The sequence below is a fragment of the Streptococcus mitis genome (genome assembly GCF_003944325.1).
GTDB classification, from domain to species: domain Bacteria; phylum Bacillota; class Bacilli; order Lactobacillales; family Streptococcaceae; genus Streptococcus; species Streptococcus mitis_CW.
In genome coordinates this window covers 17,280-40,771 of record NZ_RJPX01000021.1, presented here as the reverse complement: position 1 = coordinate 40,771, position 23,492 = coordinate 17,280, and the positions used below count along the sequence as shown (strand labels likewise).

The 23,492-nt window shown below is 37.6% G+C and carries 31 protein-coding genes; 5 read left to right on the top strand and 26 right to left on the bottom strand.

The features are described from left to right. Positions 1-292: 292 nt before the first annotated feature. The 4 genes from sdbB to D8787_RS07110 form a co-directional block, all read right to left on the bottom strand. Entirely contained in the window at positions 293-859 is a 567-nt protein-coding gene (sdbB, locus tag D8787_RS07125; protein ID WP_125422225.1) for a thiol-disulfide oxidoreductase-associated lipoprotein SdbB, read from the bottom strand. Between the two features lie 11 nt (positions 860-870). Continuing rightward, on the bottom strand, positions 871-1,578 hold the full coding sequence (ccdA2, locus tag D8787_RS07120) for a thiol-disulfide oxidoreductase-associated membrane protein CcdA2 (protein WP_125422222.1): 708 nt from the start codon (positions 1,576-1,578) through the stop codon (positions 871-873). A 203-nt stretch (positions 1,579-1,781) separates the two neighbouring features. Beyond that, a complete protein-coding gene (locus tag D8787_RS07115) occupies positions 1,782-2,057 on the bottom strand; it encodes an HU family DNA-binding protein (protein ID WP_001284637.1) in 276 nt (91 codons plus the stop codon). 107 nt (positions 2,058-2,164) lie between these two features. Next, a complete protein-coding gene (locus D8787_RS07110; RefSeq protein ID WP_125422219.1) occupies positions 2,165-3,004 on the bottom strand; it encodes a DegV family protein in 840 nt (279 codons plus the stop codon). Between the two features lie 141 nt (positions 3,005-3,145). On the opposite strand from D8787_RS07110, the gene D8787_RS07105 reads away from it, so the two are divergent. Beyond that, positions 3,146-3,994, top strand: a complete 849-nt coding sequence (locus D8787_RS07105; protein ID WP_125422216.1) for a YitT family protein — start codon at positions 3,146-3,148, stop codon at positions 3,992-3,994. 47 nt (positions 3,995-4,041) lie between these two features. On the opposite strand, the gene D8787_RS07100 is transcribed toward D8787_RS07105, so the two are convergent. From D8787_RS07100 to D8787_RS07020, 20 genes are all read right to left on the bottom strand, one after another. Beyond that, the gene (locus D8787_RS07100; RefSeq protein ID WP_125422213.1) at positions 4,042-4,959 is read right to left on the bottom strand and encodes a bifunctional riboflavin kinase/FAD synthetase; all 918 of its coding nucleotides are present in this window, start codon (positions 4,957-4,959) and stop codon (positions 4,042-4,044) included. A gap of 213 nt (positions 4,960-5,172) precedes the next feature. Next, positions 5,173-6,033 carry a methionyl aminopeptidase gene (locus tag D8787_RS07095; protein ID WP_000631543.1) on the bottom strand — a complete coding sequence of 287 codons (861 nt, stop codon included), beginning with the start codon at positions 6,031-6,033 and terminating at the stop codon, positions 5,173-5,175. Between the two features lie 15 nt (positions 6,034-6,048). Beyond that, entirely contained in the window at positions 6,049-7,326 is a 1,278-nt protein-coding gene (spxR, locus tag D8787_RS07090; RefSeq protein ID WP_125422210.1) for a CBS-HotDog domain-containing transcription factor SpxR, read from the bottom strand. Then, on the bottom strand, positions 7,319-7,870 hold the full coding sequence (locus D8787_RS07085; RefSeq protein WP_125422207.1) for a GNAT family N-acetyltransferase: 552 nt from the start codon (positions 7,868-7,870) through the stop codon (positions 7,319-7,321). Before D8787_RS07085 ends, spxR begins: the two co-directional genes overlap by 8 nt. A gap of 15 nt (positions 7,871-7,885) precedes the next feature. Continuing rightward, the gene (locus D8787_RS07080; protein ID WP_125422204.1) at positions 7,886-9,145 is read right to left on the bottom strand and encodes a UDP-N-acetylglucosamine 1-carboxyvinyltransferase; all 1,260 of its coding nucleotides are present in this window, start codon (positions 9,143-9,145) and stop codon (positions 7,886-7,888) included. Positions 9,146-9,900: 755 nt separating this feature from the next. Next, on the bottom strand, positions 9,901-10,233 hold the full coding sequence (locus D8787_RS07075; RefSeq protein WP_125422201.1) for a hypothetical protein: 333 nt from the start codon (positions 10,231-10,233) through the stop codon (positions 9,901-9,903). A gap of 165 nt (positions 10,234-10,398) precedes the next feature. Further along, positions 10,399-10,632, bottom strand: a complete 234-nt coding sequence (locus D8787_RS07070; RefSeq protein ID WP_125422198.1) for a hypothetical protein — start codon at positions 10,630-10,632, stop codon at positions 10,399-10,401. Between the two features lie 67 nt (positions 10,633-10,699). Then, positions 10,700-11,320 (bottom strand): hypothetical protein, encoded by a 621-nt coding sequence (locus D8787_RS07065; protein WP_125422195.1) that lies wholly within the window; start codon positions 11,318-11,320, stop codon positions 10,700-10,702. Positions 11,321-11,338: 18 nt separating this feature from the next. Beyond that, on the bottom strand, positions 11,339-11,506 hold the full coding sequence (locus D8787_RS11455; RefSeq protein ID WP_185776774.1) for a hypothetical protein: 168 nt from the start codon (positions 11,504-11,506) through the stop codon (positions 11,339-11,341). Further along, positions 11,503-11,832 carry a hypothetical protein gene (locus tag D8787_RS07060; RefSeq protein ID WP_001174005.1) on the bottom strand — a complete coding sequence of 110 codons (330 nt, stop codon included), beginning with the start codon at positions 11,830-11,832 and terminating at the stop codon, positions 11,503-11,505. Before D8787_RS07060 ends, D8787_RS11455 begins: the two co-directional genes overlap by 4 nt. 57 nt (positions 11,833-11,889) lie before the next feature. Next, positions 11,890-12,081: a hypothetical protein gene (locus D8787_RS07055; protein ID WP_125422192.1), complete on the bottom strand. Its 192-nt coding sequence runs from the start codon at positions 12,079-12,081 to the stop codon at positions 11,890-11,892. An 83-nt stretch (positions 12,082-12,164) separates the two neighbouring features. Further along, positions 12,165-12,320, bottom strand: coding sequence for a hypothetical protein (locus tag D8787_RS11450; protein ID WP_185776773.1), 156 nt, complete (start codon positions 12,318-12,320; stop codon positions 12,165-12,167). A 91-nt stretch (positions 12,321-12,411) separates the two neighbouring features. Further along, entirely contained in the window at positions 12,412-12,603 is a 192-nt protein-coding gene (locus tag D8787_RS07050; protein WP_260471387.1) for a hypothetical protein, read from the bottom strand. 324 nt (positions 12,604-12,927) lie between these two features. Next, on the bottom strand, positions 12,928-14,418 hold the full coding sequence (locus D8787_RS07045; protein ID WP_185776772.1) for a DNA primase family protein: 1,491 nt from the start codon (positions 14,416-14,418) through the stop codon (positions 12,928-12,930). Positions 14,419-14,461: 43 nt separating this feature from the next. After that, positions 14,462-15,328: a primase alpha helix C-terminal domain-containing protein gene (locus D8787_RS07040; RefSeq protein ID WP_125422186.1), complete on the bottom strand. Its 867-nt coding sequence runs from the start codon at positions 15,326-15,328 to the stop codon at positions 14,462-14,464. Between the two features lies 1 nt (position 15,329). Continuing rightward, positions 15,330-15,476: a hypothetical protein gene (locus D8787_RS11445; protein ID WP_185776771.1), complete on the bottom strand. Its 147-nt coding sequence runs from the start codon at positions 15,474-15,476 to the stop codon at positions 15,330-15,332. 10 nt (positions 15,477-15,486) lie between these two features. Further along, the gene (locus D8787_RS07035; protein ID WP_125422183.1) at positions 15,487-15,753 is read right to left on the bottom strand and encodes a DNA-binding protein; all 267 of its coding nucleotides are present in this window, start codon (positions 15,751-15,753) and stop codon (positions 15,487-15,489) included. A gap of 13 nt (positions 15,754-15,766) precedes the next feature. Then, positions 15,767-15,970, bottom strand: coding sequence for a hypothetical protein (locus D8787_RS07030; protein ID WP_125422180.1), 204 nt, complete (start codon positions 15,968-15,970; stop codon positions 15,767-15,769). Between the two features lie 98 nt (positions 15,971-16,068). Beyond that, positions 16,069-16,362: a hypothetical protein gene (locus D8787_RS07025; RefSeq protein WP_125422177.1), complete on the bottom strand. Its 294-nt coding sequence runs from the start codon at positions 16,360-16,362 to the stop codon at positions 16,069-16,071. Positions 16,363-16,796: 434 nt separating this feature from the next. Further along, positions 16,797-16,982, bottom strand: coding sequence for a hypothetical protein (locus D8787_RS07020; protein WP_000909283.1), 186 nt, complete (start codon positions 16,980-16,982; stop codon positions 16,797-16,799). 155 nt (positions 16,983-17,137) lie between these two features. On the opposite strand from D8787_RS07020, the gene D8787_RS07015 reads away from it, so the two are divergent. From D8787_RS07015 to D8787_RS07005, 3 genes are all read left to right on the top strand, one after another. Next, positions 17,138-17,671, top strand: coding sequence for a helix-turn-helix transcriptional regulator (locus tag D8787_RS07015; protein ID WP_125422175.1), 534 nt, complete (start codon positions 17,138-17,140; stop codon positions 17,669-17,671). Positions 17,672-18,027: 356 nt separating this feature from the next. Beyond that, positions 18,028-18,984 carry an Abi family protein gene (locus D8787_RS07010; protein WP_185776770.1) on the top strand — a complete coding sequence of 319 codons (957 nt, stop codon included), beginning with the start codon at positions 18,028-18,030 and terminating at the stop codon, positions 18,982-18,984. A gap of 162 nt (positions 18,985-19,146) precedes the next feature. Next, positions 19,147-20,310 carry a tyrosine-type recombinase/integrase gene (locus D8787_RS07005; protein WP_125422169.1) on the top strand — a complete coding sequence of 388 codons (1,164 nt, stop codon included), beginning with the start codon at positions 19,147-19,149 and terminating at the stop codon, positions 20,308-20,310. A gap of 153 nt (positions 20,311-20,463) precedes the next feature. On the opposite strand, the gene eno is transcribed toward D8787_RS07005, so the two are convergent. After that, the gene (eno, locus tag D8787_RS07000; RefSeq protein ID WP_000022813.1) at positions 20,464-21,768 is read right to left on the bottom strand and encodes a surface-displayed alpha-enolase; all 1,305 of its coding nucleotides are present in this window, start codon (positions 21,766-21,768) and stop codon (positions 20,464-20,466) included. Positions 21,769-21,931: 163 nt separating this feature from the next. Here eno and D8787_RS06995 point away from each other — a divergent pair, with 163 nt between their 5' ends. Then, entirely contained in the window at positions 21,932-22,378 is a 447-nt protein-coding gene (locus D8787_RS06995) for a YueI family protein (protein WP_124787674.1), read from the top strand. On the opposite strand, the gene D8787_RS06990 is transcribed toward D8787_RS06995, so the two are convergent. Then, positions 22,375-23,490 (bottom strand): glycerate kinase, encoded by a 1,116-nt coding sequence (locus D8787_RS06990; protein ID WP_125422166.1) that lies wholly within the window; start codon positions 23,488-23,490, stop codon positions 22,375-22,377. The two genes, D8787_RS06995 and D8787_RS06990, sit on opposite strands and share 4 nt — an antisense overlap. Positions 23,491-23,492: the final 2 nt, after the last annotated feature.

Sequence of the window (23,492 nt, the reverse complement as noted above, 5' to 3'; positions counted from 1 at the left end):
CTTTCCTCGTTTACTCTCGTGATTTACGCATATAGGTTACGACTACCTTTTTGGACTTTAGAGTTTTAGGCCCCCTTATCCGCTATATACGCCTTACTATCACGTTCCTGTTCGTAGAGCCACGATTTCGCTATCCCTTCCTCTCCCCGCTACCTCACGATAGTCAGGCTTGGGAATCGCTATTGGGTTCACCGGTAGCGGGTGCCCACGGAGGACTTACACCTCAGATGTACGACATGCCCGTCGTACATAAAAAAATCTGACTACATATTGTAATCAGATTTTATCAATTCTAGTTCATTTCTTTAAAGGCTGCTTCTGCATCCGCATTACTGATAACACCAAATTGTATCTTTCCAATCTTTCCTTGACTATCAATCAGGTATTCTGTAGGAATGCTTCGAATTTGATAAGTTTGGAAGGTAGTTGCTTTGGTATCATAAAGTACTGGGATATCCTTATAACCTTGATCTTGGAACCATTGTGGGAATTGCTCAACAGTTTTTTCACCTTGAATTCCTGGTGCAATGACACTAAGAATTTCGAAATCACGATCTGGTTTCGCAGCTAATTCCATCAACTCAGGCATACTTTTTTTACATGGACCACACCATGAAGCCCAAAACTTTAAGTAGACTTTTTTACCCTTATAATCAGATAACTTAACTTCTTTACCATCCATGGATTGCAAGGTGAAGTCTGGAGCTTCTTTTCCAACAGCAATTTGTTGTACAGGCGCTTGTTGCTGCTGTTTTGGGGCTTGTTGTGGTGCTTGACTCTTTTTAGTCTCTTCCTTACCACAGGCCATCAATACAACTAATGACAAGAGGCTTAAGCCAGCAAACATTACTTTTTTCATCTTTTTCTCCTTTATTCAAAAATTCCAGCTAGAACATTTACTTGTCCTAATAGTAACAAAATTCCCATTAAAATAATAAGGAAACCACCAATTTTCTTCAGAAGCATCATATGACGCTTGAGTTTACTAAAATAAGGCATCACTACACCAGAAGCTAGAGCCAAGACCAAGAAAGGAATGGCCATCCCCAGAGTGTAAATAAGAGTATAGATAGCTCCTTGCCAGGCGCCATTGCCTCCAGAAGCCGCCAGCGCTAAAACAGAACTTAAAACTGGACCAATACAAGGCGTCCAACCAAAGCTAAAGGTAATACCAAGTAAAAATGCTGACCAATAACGATTGGCTGCTGATTTCTTGAAAGTAAAGCTTTTTTGAACCTCTAATTTCTTAAAATGAAAAATTTCCATCTGGTGAAGTCCCAAAATGATAATAATTGTTCCCATAACATATCGAAACCAATTTGCATAGAGAATATTACCAAAGTAACCTGCACCAAAGCCTAGAATAAAGAAAATGAGAGAGATACCTGCGATAAAGCAAAGTGTTCGAATCAAACCTGACCAGAGAACCTTTCTCCCAAACAAAGAAAAACTTTTTGCATTTTCCTGATCATCCAATAAAATCCCAGCATAAACTGGTAACAGAGGAAAAATACAAGGGGAAAAGAAAGACAAGACCCCTGCTAAAAAAACGGAGATTGAAAATACTATCGTTTCCAATAAAGAACCAACTTTCTTAATAATTCATATCCTATTGTACTATAATCAAGTTTATTTGTATGATTTCTGCTACGCAAATTAAATCAGCCTGTATTTAAAAGATCTTTTCTGTCACCAGCTAATTCAGATTTTGCCCCCTATACACAAAAAAAGCCTGTCACACAAGCTCAAATGCTTGATATGATAGGCTTTTTAAAGGCTGATTATTTAACAGCGTCTTTAAGAGCTTTACCAGCTTTGAAGGCTGGAACTTTAGAAGCTGCAATTGTGATTTCTTTACCAGTTTGTGGGTTGCGACCTTTACGTGCAGCACGCTCACGAACTTCAAAGTTACCAAAACCGATCAATTGAACTTTTTCACCAGCTGCAAGGTAGTCAGCTACTGCTGCGAATACAGCTTCAACTGCTGCTGCTGAGTCTTTCTTAGTCAATTCTGTAGCTTCTGCTACTTTAGCGATCAAATCTTGTTTGTTTGCCATGTTAATGATTCCTCCAATTTAATTTCTAATTAACAAATATAATCATATCCTAAAATCCCTTTTAGGTCAAGTTAAAAACGCTATTTATTCGCATTTTCTTTATTTTTTTAGGAGTGGTAACGTACCAAAATAGCCCAAGCGTTTTCACCCGTGTGAGTTTGAATAATAGAACCTGTTTCCAATACTGAAATTGGCTTTTCAACATACGGCTGCAAATTGTCTTTCATCTCTTTTGCCCAATCAGAACTACCAGAATATGAAATTCCAATCTCTGCTACAGAACGTTCAGAGAGTGATGTTATCAACTCATCCAACCATTTTTTAAAAGTTTTAGCGCCACGACCTTTAACCATTGGTTGCAATTCATGGTCCTTCATCTGCATGACAACACGGATATTGAGAAGTGAGCTCAACAACCCCGTTACACGGCCAATTCGTCCACCTTTTACTAGATTTTCTAAAGTAGAAACGCCAATATAGAGCTCCGTATGTTTTTTTACTTCTTCTACATGAGATAAAATTTCCGCCATTTCTTTGCCTTCTTGTGCTAATTTCGCAGCCTCAACAACTTGGAATTTCAAGGCTTGGTCAGTGAAGGAGCTATCAATAACTGTCACGTCAGCAGTAGATAAGCTAGCACCTTGGCGTGCAGCTTCAACCGTACCCGAAAGGGCATGGGACATATGAATAGTAAGAATCTGGCTACCATCCTTACACAGGTCTTCAAAAACTTCAGCGAAGACACCTACAGGTGGTTGACTTGTTTTCGGAAGGTTCTTACTTTCTTGCATCAACCGAAGAAATTTACCTTCTTCTTTCAAATCAGCATCCGAATAAACAATATTATCAATCATTACAGATAGTGGAACGACCGTAATATCTAATTGCTTTACTAATTCTGGCTCAATAGTAACAGATGAATCGGTAACAATCTTAATTTTTGTCATAGTATCAATCTTTCTATTTTAGGATTCAGATTGGTTTTCTTACTTTTAATTATATCAAAAAAAGATTAAAAATTCTAATGGAGTCAATCAAATTTTCCTTAAAAATTTGATATAATCAACTTATAAGAAAAGAGGTGTCCTATGATTAAAAAAATCTATCCCATTTTAACTATTTTACTAGGTGCTGGCATTTATGCTTTTGGTCTAACCTATTTTGTAGTTCCCCATCATCTCTTCGAAGGAGGGGCTACAGGCATTACTCTTATTACCTTTTATCTTTTTAAAATCCCTGTCTCTCTCATGAACCTATTGATTAATATTCCCCTTTTCATTCTAGCTTGGAAAATATTTGGAGCAAAATCTCTCTATTCTAGTTTGCTTGGAACCTTGGCTCTATCTGCCTGGTTAGCTTTTTTTGAGCGTATTCCCCTTCATATTGACCTTCAAGGTGATTTACTAATTACTGCCCTTATATCTGGAATTCTATTAGGAATTGGTCTTGGAATTATCTTTAACGCTGGAGGTACAACGGGTGGAACAGATATTCTAGCCCGTATCCTCAACAAATACACTCATTTATCCATGGGGAAACTGCTTTTTATCTTAGATTTTTGTATTCTCATGCTCATTCTCCTTATTTTTAAGGATTTGAGATTGGTTACTTACACTCTGCTCTTTACTTTCATTGTATCCCGAGTGATTGATTTGATTGGGGAAGGAGGATACGCAGGTAAAGGATTTATGATTATTACTAAACGTCCTGACCAACTTGCTAAGGCTATTAATGATGACCTAGGAAGAGGCGTTACTTTTATTTCTGGTCAAGGCTACTATAGTAAAGAAAATTTGAAAATCATTTACTGTATTGTCGGTAGAAATGAGATTGTTAAAATGAAGGAAATGATTCATCGAATCGATCCTCAAGCTTTTATAACTATTACAGAAGCCCATGAAATCCTTGGAGAAGGCTTTACCTTTGAAAAAGAATAAAAAGAGGTCTTGTAGTTACCTCTTTTTTGTTTTATTTACTCAAGCTTTTAAGACCAATTCCGAGCTACTTCTTCATCTGCCTTTAACTGATCCACTAATTGATCAACAGAATCAAATTTTGTCATATCGCGAATGCGATCAAGCCAATAAACCATGACGGTCTCGCCATAAATATCTTGATTAAAATCAAAAATGTTGACTTCAAAACGTGCTTCTTCTCCATCAAAGGTCTCATTTTTCCCGACACTAGCCATAGCACGATACTTCTGCCTTTGAATCTCAACATCAACGACATAAACACCATCTGCTGGCATATAAGTACGGTCTAAAAGCACCAAATTAGCTGTTGGATAACCAATCGTACGACCACGAGCATTGCCATGGACCACCATACCTCTTGATGGAAGCGGTGCCCCCAAAAGTTCTCCTGCTTCTTTCACATTTCCATCTAAAATAGCTTGACGGATACGTGTTGAACTAATCTTTCCTTTCTCATCTTCTACAGGTGGAACGATAATGACTTCTCCATCAAAGTAATCCTTTAAGTCTTCTGCCGTTTTTTGGTCAGAACCAAATGTATAATCAAAACCTGCAACAATAATTTTGGCATTCATAGCCTTGATATAAGTTGCAAAAAATTCTTCTGCCGTGAGACTAGCGAATTGACTATTAAAATCAAGGAGATATAATTCTTCTACACCTTCACGCTTTAATTTCCTCTCACGTTCAGCAGGGTTCAAAATATGTAAAAATAGGTCAGGATGATAAGGCTCTAAAGCAATCTTTGGAGATTCATTAAAGGTCATAACGACGATAGGTAATAAATCTTTTCTCGCAGCCTTATTGGCAACACGAAATAATTCTTGATGCCCCTTATGTATACCATCAAAATAGCCGAGAACCACGACTGAATCAGATGGTGTGCCAATATCTTTTTGGTTTTTTATAGGAATAGTAATAATCATAAAATAATTATATCATAGTGATAGCTATTTCTGGAACAGAAAATCTGAAATGTCATTTTTTTAACCTGAAGTGTACTATTTTAGAAGAATTATATTTTTAAAATCAGAAAAACGCATTACATCAGGCATAAAACTTGATACAATGCGTTTTATTATAAAAAGATCTACTGGATTTTTATCAAAATAAACTTCCAGTAGTCTTTTCACTTTTTACTAATAAGTTCCTTCTTCACCTTGGCTAGTCAAGATAACAGGACCATCTTTCGTAATGACAAATTGGTGTTCATACTGACATGACAATCCACCGTCAATGGTCTTATGCGCCCAACCAGTCTTCATATCTGTATCTATTTCCCAGTCACCTGTATTGATCATCGGTTCAATGGTCAATACCATTCCTTCACGGAGACGAAGCCCACGACCAGCAATACCATAGTTAGGAACCATTGGTTCTTCGTGCATAGTTGGGCCAACACCATGACCAACCAAATCACGCACTACACCGTAACCACGACTTTCAGCGTATTCTTGAATGGCTGCACCGATATCACCGATACGATTTCCAACAACAGCTTGCTCAATTCCCTTATACATGGCTTCTTTGGTTACATCCATCAAGTTTTTCACTTCTTCGGACGGTGTACCAACGGCGTAAGCCCAACATGAGTCTGCTAGGCCACCAGAATAGCTCTGAGTGTATTTTTTCATTTGCTCGACATTGTTGAAGTTTAATTTTGAGACATTCAAATCCGATTTAGCAATTGGACCTCCCAAAACCATATCAACCTTGAGCAAATCGCCATCTTTTAAGATATAGTGACGAGGGAAAGCGTGAGCTACTTCATCGTTAAGAGAGCAACAGGTAGCATAAGGATAGTCCATCATTGCACCGTCAACCCCAATCTGAAGTGGAAGGAAATTTTCTTCCTTACAACGACGGCGAACGTATTCTTCAACTTCCCACATATCTACGCCAGGCTTAATCAAATCACGTAAGCCGATATGAATACTTGCTAGAAAATCTCCAGCCTTGTCCATAGCTTCGATTTCACGAGCTGATTTTAATGTTATCATCTTTTCTCCTAGTTTCTAATTAATTTTAACAGTCACATTTGCTTTGGAAACAATCTGATGACCGTGATAAATATCGTAGTCAATAATAGCTGATCGTCTAGTATGATGGATAATGCGTGCTTGAATGCGCAGTATATCATCAATCTGAACAGCCTGTAAAAAGTAGATCAGCATCTGCTCGATAATGAGATTACGACCACTATTAACAACTAAATCTTGGGTCATGTGGGTCAGAATTTCTGCCAATACACCATTAGCCAAAACTCCATTTTTTTCTAGCATAAAGGGTTCCACTGTAATGACTACTTCATCATGGTGATAAGAAAGCTTTTGTCCAATCTGCTCAGAAAAAGTTGGTAAAGCAGAAACTTGAGAACGACTCATCTTCTCCATGACATCTCGTCTAGTTACAACGCCAAGCAAAGTTTGATTGCTTCGAACAACTGGTACCATTTCAAAGTCTTCAGCAATCATCCGTTGACTCACATTGGCAATATTTGTCGATAATCCAACTAAAAATAGACTACGAGACATGACCTTATCAATTGTAGTACTTGGTGATTTATCCCCTGCATCTCTCATGGTTACAACTCCAACAACAACCTGATGTTGGTTAATAACTGGAAAACGACTGCTACGATTCTTACGTACCAAATCCAGATAATCTTTGACTGTGTCTGTCTCTCTTAGAAAACCATACTCATGACTTGGACGATAAAGTTTCTCAACTGTCAGAATATCAGTCTTGATTTGGACATTTGATAAAGCTTTGTTTATCATGGTCGCAACGGTAAAGGTATCATGCTTGCTTCTTAAAACAGGAATCCCTTTTTGATTGGCCAGTTTAAGGACATCATCCTGAACCTGAAATCCCCCTGTAACCAGAACCGCATTTTCATTTTCCAAAGCTAACAACTGAATACGGGTACGGTCCCCGACAATCAAGAGTCCACCATCATGAAGATAGGACAAAATATTTTGTTCAGTCATGGCACCGATTGAAAACTTGCTAAATTCTCTTTCTAAACCTTCTTGTCCAGCTAACACCTCAGAAGAAGTTACTTCTGCAATTTCTGCATATGTTAATCTTTCGATAGCAACTTTCTTCGATTTAACGCGAATTGTTCCACTACGGGGACGAGTCTCCACAATTCCACGATTTTCAGCTTCCTTGATAGCGCGATAAGCAGTTCCATCACTGACTCCCAGATGATTAGAAATACTACGAACACTGACCCTTTTACCTACTGGTAATTCCTCCAAATAACTTAGAATTTCCTGATGCTTACTCATTGAATTCTCCTTTTACATACCGAAATTCAAGATAATCCCGCATTTTTCTTGTGTAGCGATCACTTCCCTTAAACTGACGAAACAAACTAAATCCAGACTTAAGAGCAACCTTTTGGCTAGCTTCATTTTCAAGATGGGTTATAATGGATAATTGTTTTAAGTCAAATTCTTCAAAAGAAAGTTGGCAAAGTTTTTTTACAACTTCTGTCATAAAACCTTGACACCAAGCGTCTTTCCTCAAAAAATAGCCAAGCTCTGCTTCTTTTTTGATTTCATCTAACTTCTCAAATTTAATAGAACCAATCATTTGTTGATTTTTCTGGTCACAAATTGCCCATACTCCCAAAGGGGACTTCATAAAGTAATTAGCCAGTACATACTGGCTTTCTTCTAGACTTGCCTGCGTTGGAAAAATAAATTGAAGATTTTCTGGATTCGAAGCTATCTCGTGGAAGTCCTGACTATCACTAAAAAAGAAAGGACGCAAATACAAGCGATCCGTTTCAAAAAAAGAAAACATTGCTAATTTGGTCCAAATATTCATAAACACCTCTACGGTTTATTCTTCAACAAGTGTAATATCCGCTCCTAGATTACGTAATTTTTCGATAATATCAGAATAACCACGTAAGATAAACTCGATATTGGTAATTTCAGTTTGTCCCTCAGCCATCAAACCAGCAATAACTAAAGCTGCACCAGCTCTTAAGTCCGTCGCTTTAACACTTGCCCCATTCAAAGCACGACCACCTGTATATAAAATATGACCATTTGTTGTTGAAATATCTGCGTCCATCTTAGCTAATTCAAAAACATGGTTTACACGTTTTTCATAAATCGTATCAACAATTGTACCACGACCATTAGCTGTTAGCAAAAGAGGGGTAATTGGTTGTTGCAAGTCAGTAGCAAAGCCTGGGTAAGGAGCTGTCTTAATATTGATTGCTTTCAAATTAGACTGTTCTTCTACAAAAATACTGTCTTCAGATACAGTCATTCTAACTCCCATCTCTTCCAACTTAGCGATGAATCCTTCTAGGTGTTCGTAAAGAACATTATTTATACGAATCCCCTTACCCACTGCAGCAGCCAAGGAAATATATGTCCCTGCTTCAATACGGTCTGGAATTACCTGATGATGTGTTCCATGCAAGCTTTCAACTCCATCAATAATGATAATATTGGTTCCAGCACCACGGATATGGGCACCCATATTATTCAAGAGAGTAGCAACATCAATAATCTCAGGTTCACGGGCTGCATTTTCAATAATGGTACGCCCATTTGCTTTAACCGCAGCAATCATCGTATTAATCGTCGCACCGACACTAACCGTATCCATGTAGATACTTGCGCCGTGAAGTCCTGTATCTTTGGCAGATAACTTCATGTTATCTCCCTCGTAGCTAACAGTTGCACCCATAGCTTCAAAAGCCTTAAGGTGTAAATCAATAGGACGTGGTCCCAAATCACATCCTCCAGGTAAACCAACAGTGGCTTCACCAAAACGACCTAAAAGACTTCCATAAAAATAATAAGATGCACGAAGACTATTGATTTTCCCATAAGGCATTGGAATATTTTGAACACCTCTTGGATCAATCTCTAACACATCGTCATAACGCTTAACCGTAGCCCCCATTAACTCCATGATTTCGACAAGACTAGCAACATCGGAAATATCTGGCACACAATCCAAAGTTACAACATCATCTGCCAAAATAATAGCTGGAATCAAAGCTACTACACTATTTTTTGCGCCACTAATGGTAATCTCACCTTGCAGGGGCAAGCCACCATTGATAACAATTTTTCTCATTTTAAATTTTTAATACTCTTTCAAAATTTCTAAAAAGGTCCTATGTTAAAGTATATCATAAATTCACCCTTTTTTCCATCATTTTCAATTATATTAGCTGAATCGTATTTGTTGGTAGCTGAGCTTTCTTAAAAAGTTATGCCCCTTTTTTGCCCCCTAAATGTAAAAAAAGCCCTTCGGATAAAATCCGAGGGACTAGAAACGTTGTTAAATCAACGGCCGAACTTTTAAATTTTAAGGTTCGGGATAAAATAGTTCACNGAACTATTTTATTTTTTGAGGTTATCTTCCTATTATTAGATACTAAAAAACAGGCCTAAGCCTGCTATAAATCTAACTTGATTTTCTCAAAAACTATTAAATTCAAATAAGTTGAGAAAACATAAAGGGTAACAAAAAGGAACTTAAAATGATGAGTTCAGCAGGCAAGGAACTAGCACGGTCAAACGTGCTTTTTTTATTGCTGATAGGTTCATTATATGACGTAGAAAATAACTCATATCAAAAAGCACTTAGATTTCTCTAGGTGCTGGAATAGGCGGGACGGGAATTCCCCGCTTTTCAGATACCCCAAGGGTGCGTAGTTCCCGATATTTCTCTACTTCTATTCTTTATCTATATTATACACCTTTTCTAACCCTTTTCAACCACAAAAGCCCCCAGAATCGTTTCTAAGGGCTTTTAATTAGGTCTGTGATATGTTTGTTCATATACCAACAAAACACCACCCACTACTCTTTAGCGCTTAGATTGTTCTAGGCATTTGTTAACAGATATTCTTCATATTCTTTACGTGCATAGTCAGGCATCTTTCTCTTTGCTCTGACGATAAATTCATCAAGCGGAGTATCATTGTTTGAACTACTAGAATTATAGAAATCACTCCTAAAACGATTAATCCATCTTTTAGAGAGTTCGCTTGTAAAAACTGGTGGATAATCTTTAGAAAATTCCTCCAATATTTGCGGATGGTTTTTTTCTAAGAATGCTTGACTAAAGAAAATTGCGTTCCCTAAAAAAGCAACCTGTTCATCTGTCGCTTTTTTCAATGGTTCAAACAAGATATGTTCTAAATATTTTGTTTTCAATCCACTACCTCCACTTCAATAATTCTTCTGCACCGTCTCAGAGAGAATCTCCTTAACATTAACCTCATTATAAACTTTCCTCTTCTAATATTCAATCAACAAGAGATTATTGCGATAGCTTTTTAGCTTCTTTTCTACTTCGTCAGTGGTCATGCTGGCACTCCTTTATTGTGGTGGTATATCCCAAACAATACAAGCCCCTACTGTGGTCTCTATGTAATCCCAAGCTTCTTTCTCACTCTTAAAGGTCATTACTACTTCTTTATCGCCTTTCCTATATTCTGGTACTCTTACTTCATATTCCCCGTTCTCAAGAAAGGTCAGCCATACAATCGGTATTATATCTTTAATAGTGTGTTCTTCCAATCTTTGCAGTCTTATCTTTAAACTTCTAACCATTCCCCTACCTCGTGTGTCATTCTGTCTGACTTATCTAAAAAAGGGGATTGCTCCCCCTCGTAAGATTTTAATATTGTGCTTCCATATTTTCATCTAAAAAGTCAGATTTTAAAAAGTCAATACTTGCCGATACTCTTGCTTTTACAAATTGGTCGTCTGCCATCAAGCGCTCGTAATTCATCTCTTCAATTCCAAACGCGAACTTGTTCAACAAGTCTTTTGTACGCTCACGGTTATCTATTGGCATATATTGAGCTAGTTTTGCATTATCAGGATTGTCGCCTCCCCAAATATCCCCCAAGGCATTTCTAATAAGTGACAAAGCTGTCCAATCACCCTTGTAGTGGTCTATCAAAGCTTTACCAGTTGCAACATCTAGCGCCCCACTCTCAAACAGTTTTAAATTATTTTGTAGAACCGCTTGATAGCCTGGATCAGTCAATTTTTTAACTTCATCTTCAGCACGATTTCCTTCGACACTAGACAATAGGTTGTCTGCGATTGTTTTCATCTCATTGTAATAAGCCCCATACCAGTTTTCCCACTTATATTTCAATTCTTCTAACTCGTACACCTTACCGTCTACGCTCAAATAATTGTTATTGCGAATTTCGTCCATTTTCCCAGAAAGATTATAAATAGCCCCTCTTAATGATTCCATTTTTGATAATACTGTGCTTTTCTTCATCTATTCAGCTCCTTCTACTTACTTATATAGCACCATTACACCAGTGATTGCTTCTGTGTTGTTAGTAGCCTCTGAATATTTCACGTCTACCACTTGGACAGTTGCCATGAAATCGTTGATTTCTTTTTCAAACTCTTCTAGTGTAGTAGCGTTCCAGCGGTAATAATAAAATAATTTAATTTTCATAGTTCCATTCCTCGTTCTAATTTTTCTATCCGTGTTTGCAAGTCTTCTAATTCCATGCCACGGTATGCCATTTCTAATATTGTTTTAGCTGCCTGTACTCTTGCGTAGGGGCTTTTTTCTGGATCATCTGCCACCTCGTACAAGACTTCAACTGCACGCCCACTGGCCTGTAATAATAGGCTTGTCGTTCGTCCTATCATGTCTTGTCTTAGCTTTTGATATTCGCTGAAAAAATTCCTATCTTTAAGATACCTATACGCCGTATTTTTGGCGATTCCAGATTTTTCAATAGCTTTTGTAATGCTTGGTTCACTAATCAAAGCCATCAAAAAGTATTCTTGTTTTGGTTTTAATTTTGCAATAGCTTTCTACCTCCTGTTAGTTTAAATGCTCACATCATCGATAAAGAAAATAGGATTGACATATTGCGCTTTATACTCTTCTGTAAGCCTAGCAATGTATTCATCGCATTCTGTTGAATCCTTAAAATCCCCACTATTGATAAACACAACCTTTTCACGATTTTTATTCTTTTGAATTCCTTCAAGACGTTTTACTTTACTTCCTAAACTCATATCCATTCTCCTTCCGCCAAAACAAAAAAGGACACCGAAAAGCCATTTAGCTTATTCAGTGCCCTCGGTTGTTCCGATAAACTCTATTTCTTTGTTTCAGTTCGCACCAAGTGGGAAAATCTACCATCTTGAAAATGCAAGGTCACACTCCCAAAAGTTGGGGGGGATTCTACTCCTATTTTACCACTTTTTTGGTATAAAATAAACCCTTTTTGTAGCAAATCATGAAAATCATCCATGTTGTTTTCCTCTTTCTGTTTTAATGGTGTCACTAGTAGTTACACCATTACAAGGGGGTCGGTACTATCTACCCCATTTTGTTTTAATGTTTTAGCGTTTGTCAGCTACTGCTTTTAGTTCATCAATCTCTTTAAAGACGGTCTCAAAACTCTCCTGAATCAGTTCAATGTTTTTATTGTTTACTATAGCGTTACAGCTCGCATTTTCAATCAAGCCACCTAGCACCTCACTGATCCGCTCAACGGTTTCTTCCAGTCTAGTCACTCTTTGACCAATGTTCATCACCATCTGGTTTGCTCCTTTTTCTCTCAGATTAGGTTTTGATTAGGTTTAAAAAATAACCCTTTAAAAGCCTATTATATAAGCGTTTCAAGGGTATTAGATTAGGGTTAGTTTTACTTTCCAAGTTCGCGCCTATATAACACGTTTATATATATTTTTTTATATAAAGATATTAGAAATAAAAACTAACCTACTAACCCAAATACTCGCAAAGACTTTTATATCAACGTTTACAAAGGTTAACATTTAGGTTATGTTTCTATTTTTTGCATAACCTAAATTGCTATAACCCTTGATGTAATTGGTTTTTTAGTATTAAATTTCCTAACCTAAATCTTCATTTTCTAAGTGTATTCCCCATACCCCTTTGACAAATCTTTTACGTTGAAAACCTTGTGGGTCAAGTACTTCATAAAACTTAGGGCTAACCGTTCCATTTTTAGCTGAGTACTTATATGACGTTGTTTTTTCCAATTCGGTCATTACTGCATTGCCAAATTGTCCAAGTTTAGGTTTATCTATCCCAATATCTTCAGCAAATTCTTTTAGTTTGTTTCTTGCTATGAACATTGGAACGTGGTTTATTTTGTGCCACCCGTTTGGTATGTAGAAATTCTCTACCCAAACTTTGATATAATCGTTATCGTTTTTGTACTTGCTAAGCATTTCTTGTACCGCTTTAGGTTCTATAAAGCTATCAAAATCTGGCATATTTAAAACTTTAAACAAAACCCACTCTAGTAGCTCTTTGTTCTTTATAAATCGGTCTTTGATTTCATTACGTTCTTTCTGACCGTTAAAATCTGCACGGAAAGGAATGATACAAAGCCGTCTATACCACCCCATGGTCTTATTTCTAGCTCTGGGCAAATCATTACCCGAAAAGATACACAATAGTCTGAAACGTGCTTCCACGGGTTGCAAGCTTTTTTTATTGACCTGTACTGGATCTCCACTAATTACACTCATAAGGTCAGAAACTTCATCCAGGTACTTGTTAGAAATATCATCTCCAATATTACAAACCTTTCCTTCCAAAGCGCCCAAATAGAACTCTTTCCCGAATTGGTCAGGTTTCAAATTACTAATATTTGACCGTCCTATTAAATTCTCCAGCAAGGCTTGGAAAGTACCCTTCCCATTATTCCCATCTCCAACCATTAGCACCATTTTCTTACGTGTTCGGTTGGGATTGATAGCCTCGTTTATGACTTGCCACAATAAAGCTACAACTTCTTTATCATTAACTGCTAATGTCTCTAACCATCTATCAAAATCAAACCAACCGTCTAAAATCGGTTTTCTAGCGTTAGGATTGTACTCCGTTTGTATCTTACTGGTAATGACAAAATTAGGACTAAATTCCTCTAGTCTATGAGTTTTAATATTATAAACTCCATTCGCTACTGGAATATATCGATAATCGTCCAGCGGTTTTTTCATTTTTGTTTCTGTACGGATAAAAGATATAAGTTCCGTGAAGAACTTGTTAGAGGTCAAACGTGAGTCATATTTTAAAAGCAATTTTCGGAAAATGTCGTTACTTGATACATAATGGCCTAAATCCAAGTGGTAAAGATATAACTTACTAATATCACTTATTGCACCCTCTCCTATAAAGGTAAAATGGCAAATTTCCTGTAATGCTTTGGCTACGATTGCAACACTTGGTCGTGGGATTTCTACCCTTTCGTTTTTCTTTCCTTCATTGACGATATAGGAGTTTTCTTTCCGCCAGTGATCCCCAAGCTCCCAAATCTTACTATAAAGTTCCCACATCGTTCTAGGAGGTTGTTCTTGCTCTCTGACCTCCATGATTTCACTTTCTAGGTTTCCTAATTCTTCTAGTTCTATGGTTCTAACCTCTCTTTCTATATTCAGCCCGTGCTATACTGCTAAAAGTGCGGTCTAGCTCGTCAATAGGCAATGGTTCAACTGTCACGCTATTAGCTATCTTTGTCAGCTCGTAGGCGGTCTCTAGGTCACAATCAACCCACTTATTAAAGAGTAAACCTACAAAGCGTGTCAGTGCCACGTTGCGCCCTCCCTCGTCTCCAAAGCCATTAAAAAGCGTGTCAATGATCCTCATGGTCATAGATTTCTGACCGCTTGGCCTTGGAGTGTATGGAAGACTTGTAGCATTCTGTTTGACTGGTTCAGCCGTTGTCTGTGGTACTGGATAATCAAGTCCATGCTCCACAACCTTTTGATAACTTGCTGGGTCGCCTGTTGTAACTGGTAGCCCTTGGAGTTGTGACCATGTTAAACTGGCCATGTCAAAGGGTAGCCCAATCTTATCAGCAATCTCTTTCACTACCTGCTTATAGGTTGCCTCGTTCATCATGTTGTCAGGCTTCACTACAAGGCGAAAACGGGGCTTTTCTAAGCTATGTTTGATAGTCGGGTATAAGATATAGGAGTATCCAAATAAAGCGCTAGAAACGGCTTTTATGAAGTCCTCAGACGTCCCCTGTATATCATCATAATCAAGGAAAATCAAATCCCGATAGATTAGACAGGAGTTGTTTCGCTTGTAACTGCCATTCTTTTCTGGTGTCACTTTGCCACTAATACAGTACGGGGCTTGTGTACGTTTGAAGTCTTCAATATTTACCCCTTCAGGAACTACTAAGGGCTTGAATCGTTCAATATACTGGAAAGGCTCAATCTTATCAAATGGATAGACAAGATTACTCTGAAAGCCTTTAGCCTCATAAATTGTCATACTATCGCCCCTTTTTGCGTTTCTTTTTTAACTTCTTCAGTAGCTTTTGTTCTTGGAACTGTTCCAAAGATCTGCCACGGTGCTTATACAATTTAACGTCATGATAATGCCCACCACCTTGCGCTGGATGTGTGTTATACCTAGCCATTCTCTGCCTCCTAATCTACTGCAAGAAAATTGTAAATATCACTCTTACGGTAATAGATTTTCTTACTGTTTTCAAAAGGCGACTGGAACGATTTTAGACCATGGTCCTGCCAATTATTTAACGTGGTTCCACTAATACCTAACTTCTCTAATACCTCAGGCCTAGAAATCAAGTCCCAGTTGTCATCACGTTGCTTTTCCAGTTCCATCCTTTTCTCTAAGTGATCTCCCACTTTCTCCAGTAGTTCAAGTTCTGCTTCTCTCGATAATAGTTGCATATTACACCACTTTCTAATTATGAATCTTACCTGCAAGCTGGATATATCGCCCATAATCAGGGTTTAAATCCTCGCTAGGTATTTCTATCGTCTGTTGGTTTTCTCCCTCCATTTGGGCGCTCTTTTTGCGGTCTAGGTGGTTTAAATAAAGCAGCAGTCCAACCAGTACCACGCTAACAAAAAACGCCTGTGTGTTGCTTAAATCTAGTTCATTCATCTTATACCCTCGCCTTATAGTTCTTGATAAATTCCGCTTGTTTAGGTTGTTCTATATTCAGCAAGTCGTCTTCGGCTTGTGCCATTTCTTTAATATCTTTAGTCATGGTATGCCTCCAGCTCTTTAGCGTTGTCATTGTTCAAAAGCAAAAAGGCTATTTCATTTAGACGATCGTATAGCTTTTCATTCTGGGCGTATGCTGTATCAGTGTATTTTTTAGCAAGCCATAAGAACGTGGTTGTATCTTTCTGTAGTGCAAACTCAAGCCCTTCAAGAGCTAGGTTATTCATTTCTAAAACATTCATGATGTCGGTTAATTCGTTCCCTAATTCTGCTAGTTTCTTAGCCGATAATAGAACTTGTTGGCTTGATGTTGCTTTTTTTGTTGTCATGTTTTTTACCTCTTTTTCTATCTTTTTATACTTGCCACGATGGCTTTTTAATGCTTTTTTCTTGCCTACAGCCTCACGCTCTCGGTCGCCAAATTTCTGAGCGTGGGGCTTTTTGAGTTGTTTCTTATAACGCTAATCCTCACGCTCAGAGTCGCCAAATTGAAAGCGTGAGAAAGTACCAGTTTTAAGAGTTGGCGCTCTATGCTTTTCAAAACCTTTTCTAATTGCTTGCCTACCATTAGTTGTTATTGATTGAATAGTTGATTTTTGTTATAATCAAGGTATAGAAAAAATATCTATATTCTTGATCCAGTCGCTTGCTTCAGTCGCCAAACGTTCAGCAAGTGACTTTTTTTGTTGTCAATCCCCAGTGGTAAAGCACCACATGAGAAACTTGTAAATGTAAAGTAGTATTGCGATTGGGTCGCTCCTTTCTAATAATCTTCAGCAAGCCACTGCATGGCCTTTTGATAAATGCTAGGCTTTACTTCGCCACCGTCTCGGATTTTTCGATAGGTAACTTGTGTAACTCCGATTTCTTCGCCTGCTTGCTTTGCAGTTAATTTCTTATCTGCTTGCTTTCGGCGGATTGCTTTTGCTTGTGTTGAGGTAATAAGCAATGAAGTTCCTCCTTTCTACAGTTATCATAATTGATAACTTTTATCTAGATTGTAACATCATAAATGATACTTGTCAAGCAACAAATGATATTTATTGTTATCTTTTTTGATATTTTTTTATTTTATGATATAATCACAATGAGGTAATAATATTTATGAAAAATCGTATTAAACTACTTAGACAAGAACAAGGGAAAACACAAAAAGAATTGGCCGATGAAATAGGTGTAAAAAAGCTAACAATATCTAGATGGGAAAACGCTGAGGATGTTTCCCTTAAGCAAGATAAAACCCAGCTACTAGCAGATATATTCGGAGTTAGTGTTAGTTATCTGTTAGGGTATAGCGAGTATAGAGATAGCCAAGAAGCAAACTTTCATCTCAACAAAATCAATCCTGATGATCCATATAATTTAGTTAGAGCTAGGATATGCTCTATCCTTGGTGATGACTTAATGGAAGAACTTGAAAGGCAATATGTGACTGGTTATGATGATCCTGATTACTCTAATCTTATTTCATTCTTATCTGCAGTAAATCAGCTTTCATATACTGATGAAGAAGAGTTATTACTAAATTATGGAATACTCCCTAAGGAAGATAAAAAGATAATAAAGAATCTGGTTTCTGATATGGCTGAAAAAGTAAAAATAGCCAATAAAAAAGAACCTTGGGAAAAAGGATTCTAAACCAATGAACCACAATATCCAACAATCATGAATCCCCCCCTTTTTCCACTATCTAAAGTGCAAAAACAGGGGAAATTGAAGAATAGAAAGCCAATTTTACAGACTAAAGCGCAAAAATGAGCTAAATTGCAAAATAGAAATCCGATTTGAACCAACAAAACTAATATCTAAAAGATATAATTCATTAACTTTAAACAAAACGAAGTAAAGAAAAATCAATTATTTTGAACAAAAGTGTTGACTAACATTTAAAATTATCATACAATGAAGGTACTTAAGAGAATAGCGCCCGATAATTCTCAGTGAAACGGGATAGCGAAAAAAGCGCCTTCTATGTATTTAGGAGGTGCCTTTTTTTGTCCAAACCATTCAAGACTATACAAGAACAAATAGAGTTATTACATAAACGGGGGCTTGTAATATCTGACTATTCCAAAACAAAAAAGTACCTACTAACAAATAACTACTACAGTATTATCAATGGTTACAGTAAATATTTTACTGATCAACACAACAATTATATACAAGGTGCTAATTTTTCGGAAATTACTTATACATACTTCTATGATAAGGAAATCAAATACACCTTCCTAAAAGCTATCTTAGAAGCTGAGAAACACATAAAATCTATATTAGCTTATGTTTTTTCTGAAGCTTATCCTACTACTCCTTATTTTTACTTAGATTACCAAAACTACGACTACAAGAAAAACAAGAGGACTGTCCCTTTTGTGATTCGTCAAATAGTAAAAATCATTGATAAACATAAATCAAGCCGAAAAAGCAATAGCATACAACACTATTTCAATAAACATAACGACGTCCCTTTCTGGGTAATCGTGGATTACTTGACTTTTGGAGATATACTCGCAATTTTAAAGAGTTTGCCACTCTCCCTACAAGATAGAATTGCAAAGAAGTCTTACAGTTTTATTAGTGAACACTGCACTATTAAGAAAAATTTTACTAGGGATATGCTGATTTCCTTTGTTGAAAACCTAGCAGAAACTAGAAATGTTTGCGCTCACGATAACCGCTTATATGGTTTCAAGTGTAGAAATAGTTTGAAATACTATCCTGATTTACACGACAAACACAATATCAAGAATACAGACGCAAAAAGTAGTCCTTATCATACCATGATTGCGTTACAATGTTTCCTAAGCGCTAATGAGTATGCTAAACTACATAATACGCTTCTATCACGATTTAAAGACTTCTCTAAACATTTACATACACTCTCTATTGATTTCTTTTTAAACGAACTAGGCTTCCCTCCTAATTGGCAACAATCAAATAAACTCGTTCATTAAACAAGCCCATATAAGCCCCATATCCGCCTTGTTTTCTATTCTGGTACAATTTACCGTCCGACTGCTTAAAATCGAAAATAAGGGGGTTCTCGTAGCCCCTCGCATGGTATAAACTCAAAATCTTTTCTAATTGCTTGCCTGCTGATGGAAAAGGAGTAAACCATGAATATTACAGAATACAAAAAGAAAAACGGGACTATCGTATACCGCTCAAGCGTGTATCTTGGAGTTGATAAACTTACTGGAAAGAAGGCTAGAACTACAGTAACTGCCAACACTAAAAAGGGGATTAGAATAAAGGCAAGAGAGGCTGTCAATGCTTTTGCTTCAAACGGCTATACAGTTAAAGACAAGCCAACAATCACAACATACAAAGAACTGGTAAAAGTTTGGTGGGATAGTTACAAGAATACAGTTAAACCCAATACTCGTCAATCTATGGATGGATTGGTTAGAGTTCATTTATTACCTGTATTTGGCGATTACAAGCTAGATAAGCTGACCACGCCTATTCTTCAACAGCAAGTAAATAAGTGGGCTGACAAAGCCAATAAGGGCGAAAAAGGGGCGTTTGCTAACTACTCCTTACTCCATAACATGAATAAGCGTATTTTGAAGTATGGCGTAGCTATCCAGGTAATACAATACAATCCAGCTAATGATGTCATCGTTCCACGCAAACAGCAAAAAGAAAAGTCTACTGTAAAATACTTAGACAACAAAGAATTAAAACAGTTTCTTGATTATTTAGATTCACTGGATCAATCAAATTATGAAAACTTATTTGATGTTGTCCTATATAAAACTTTATTGGCCACTGGTTGCCGTATTAGTGAGGCTCTGGCCCTTGAATGGTCTGATATTGACCTAGAAAACGGTGTTATCAGTATCAATAAGACACTAAACCGCTATCAAGAAATAAATTCGCCAAAATCAAGTGCTGGCTATCGAGATATACCAATAGACAAAGCCACCTTGCTTTTACTAAAACAATACAAGAATCGTCAACAAATTCAGTCTTGGAAATTAGGTCGTACTGAAACGGTCGTATTCTCTGTATTTACAGAAAAATATGCTTATGCTTGCAACTTACGCAAACGCCTAAATAAGCATTTTGATGCTGCTGGAGTAACTAACGTATCATTTCATGGTTTCCGCCATACACATACTACTATGATGCTATACGCTCAAGCTAGCCCTAAAGATGTTCAGTACAGACTGGGACACTCTAATTTAATGATCACTGAAAATACTTACTGGCATACTAACCAAGAGAATGCAAAAAAAGCCGTCTCAAATTATGAAACAGCTATCAGCAATTTATAAAAAATAAGGGTGACCCATTTCCGGGCTACCCTCTTACTATACAAAAAATTAGTAGGGGTAGTAAAATGGGTATTAAATTATAAAAAGCACTAAGGGAAAGCGCCCCAAAGTGCTTATTTCAAAGGCTTTATAGCCCCTCATCTCATAAAGAGATTATTTTTTGAGGTTGTAGAATGATTTCAATCCACGGTATTCTGCTACTTCACCAAGTTGGTCTTCGATGCGAAGCAATTGGTTGTATTTAGCGATACGGTCTGTACGTGAAAGTGAACCAGTTTTGATTTGTCCTGCGTTAGTTGCAACTGCGATATCAGCGATTGTTGAATCTTCAGTTTCACCTGAACGGTGTGATACAACGGCAGTGTAACCAGCTTCTTTAGCCATTTCAATAGCTTCAAAAGTTTCAGTAAGAGTACCGATTTGGTTAACTTTGATAAGGATTGAGTTAGCAGCACCTTCTTGGATACCACGTGCAAGGTAGTCAGTATTTGTTACGAAGAAGTCGTCACCAACAAGTTGTACTTTCTTACCAAGACGTTCAGTAAGAGCTTTCCATCCATCCCAGTCGTTTTCATCCATACCATCTTCGATAGTGATAATTGGGTATTTGTTAACCAATTCTTCAAGGTAGTCGATTTGTTCTGCAGATGTACGAACAGCAGCGCCTTCACCTTCAAATTTAGTGTAGTCGTAAACTTTACGTTCTTTATCGTAGAATTCTGATGAAGCACAGTCAAATCCGATAAATACGTCTTTACCTGGAACATATCCAGCAGCTTCGATCGCAGCAAGGATAGTTTCAACACCATCTTCAGTTCCTTCGAAACGAGGAGCGAATCCACCTTCGTCACCTACGGCAGTTTCCAAACCACGTGATTTAAGGATTTTCTTAAGAGCATGGAAAATTTCAGCACCGTAACGAAGAGCTTCTTTGAATGTTGGCGCACCAACTGGCAAAATCATGAACTCTTGGAAAGCGATTGGAGCGTCAGAGTGAGAACCACCGTTGATGATGTTCATCATTGGAGTTGGAAGAACTTTAGTGTTGAATCCACCAAGATAGCTGTAAAGTGGGATTTCAAGGTAGTCAGCAGCAGCACGAGCTACAGCGATAGACACACCAAGGATTGCGTTTGCACCCAATTTACCTTTGTTAGGAGTACCGTCAAGAGCGATCATAGCACGGTCGATAGCTTGTTGATCACGTACATCGTAGCCAATGATAGCTTCAGCAATGATGTTGTTTACGTTGTCAACAGCTTTTTGTGTACCAAGACCACCGTAACGAGATTTGTCACCGTCGCGAAGTTCAACTGCTTCGTGTTCACCAGTAGAAGCTCCTGATGGAACCATACCACGTCCGAAAGCACCTGATTCAGTGTAAACTTCTACTTCAAGTGTTGGGTTACCGCGTGAGTCTAGGACTTCGCGAGCGTAAACATCAGTAATAATTGACATTTTTTACTCTCCTTATGAGTTAAATTTTTTACACCTCTATAATACCTTAAAACCCCTCCTTTTTCAAGAAAAAACGTTATCTTTGTGCAAATTTTCCTTAACTTTATAAAGTAATCGCTTTCTTTTGTCTGTTTTATTCTAACTTTTATGATATACTGTTTTCATGACAGATTTATCAAAACAATTACTTGAAAAAGCTCATGGGGGGCCAAAATTAAATCCAGATGAGCAAAGACGCTATCTTGGTACTTTTGAGGAAAGAGTTCTTGGATATGCAGATATTGATACGGCAAATAGCCCTCAGCTAGAAAAAGGCTTTTTATCTATTTTAGAAAACCTTCAAGAAAAGGCTGAGCCTTTATTTGTGAAGATTTCACCAACTATCGAATTTGACAAACAAGTTTTCTACTTAAAAGAAGCTAAAGAAACTGATAGTCAAGCTACCATTGTATCTGAAGAGCATACTTCTTCTCCTTTTGGCCTGATTATCCATAGCAATGCACCAGTACAAGTAGAAGAAAAGGACCTTCGACTTGCTTTTCCAAATCTTTGGGAAGTTAAAAAGGAAGAACCAGTCAAAACATCCTTCTGGAAGAAATGGTTTGGCTAAATCTTACTCAGACTTAATAAACGCCCAATATTGGCAGCCGTGTGCTCCAGATAGACACTGGCATTGTTCAAACTATCTTCTAGAGGTTCACTTTTCTCCAAAATAGAAAAGGCAGCTTGGATATTTTCAAATGGTAGGGAAGGTAAATCTTCAGCGAGACTACCGCAAATAGCAATAACAGGAACTCCGACAGGGGTTCTTTTTGCAACACCTATAGGCGCTTTACCAGCTAAACTTTGACGATCTAGCCTTCCTTCTCCAACAATAACCAAGTCAGCATCAGAAATTTTCTTATCAAAGTCAATCAAGTCTAGGCAGGTATCAATTCCAGACACGATATCTGCCTGGGCAAAGGCACACAAACCGCCCGCAATGCCTCCACCAGCTCCTGCTCCTTTAAGTTCCAATGTTGCAGGTGAGACTTTTTCATAAAAATATTGGATTGCATGATCTACGACTGCAAACATAGTAGGATGTAAACCTTTTTGTTTGCCAAAAGTGTAGGTCGCACCTTCATATCCACATAAGGGACTCACGACGTCTGCTAGAATACGAATGTGAACATCTTCAGGAATTTCATAGCGATTTTCTGTTGAAACAGAAGCTAAGTTTAGCAAGGATTGACCACAAGCGTGCAAGACATTTCCATCCCTATCATAAAATTGATAACCTAAATCAGCAGCAATACCTATACCACCGTCATTACTGGCCGTACCACCAACTCCGATATAGATATCTTTCATCCCTTTAGCAATGAGATGGCGAATCAACTCTCCAATACCACAAGTTTGTATTTGAAGTGGATTTCGTTCCTCTAACGGAATCTTTCCAAGGCCAACCAAGTCGGCAACTTCAAAGAGTGCCAGTTCCCCTTTTTGAAAATAGCGCATGGCTTCTTTTTGTCCAAAAGGTCCTGTCACTTTGATCCATTTTTCTTCTAGGTCAAGAGAATGTCGAATAGCATCAACAGTACCTTCTCCCCCATCACCAACAGGGCAGAGGAGACAGTCTACATCTGATATCGATTGTTGGAAGCCTCTCTTAATAGCTTCAGCTACCTGATCAGCGGTCAAGCTTTCCTTAAATGAATCTGGTGCAATTACAATCTTCATAT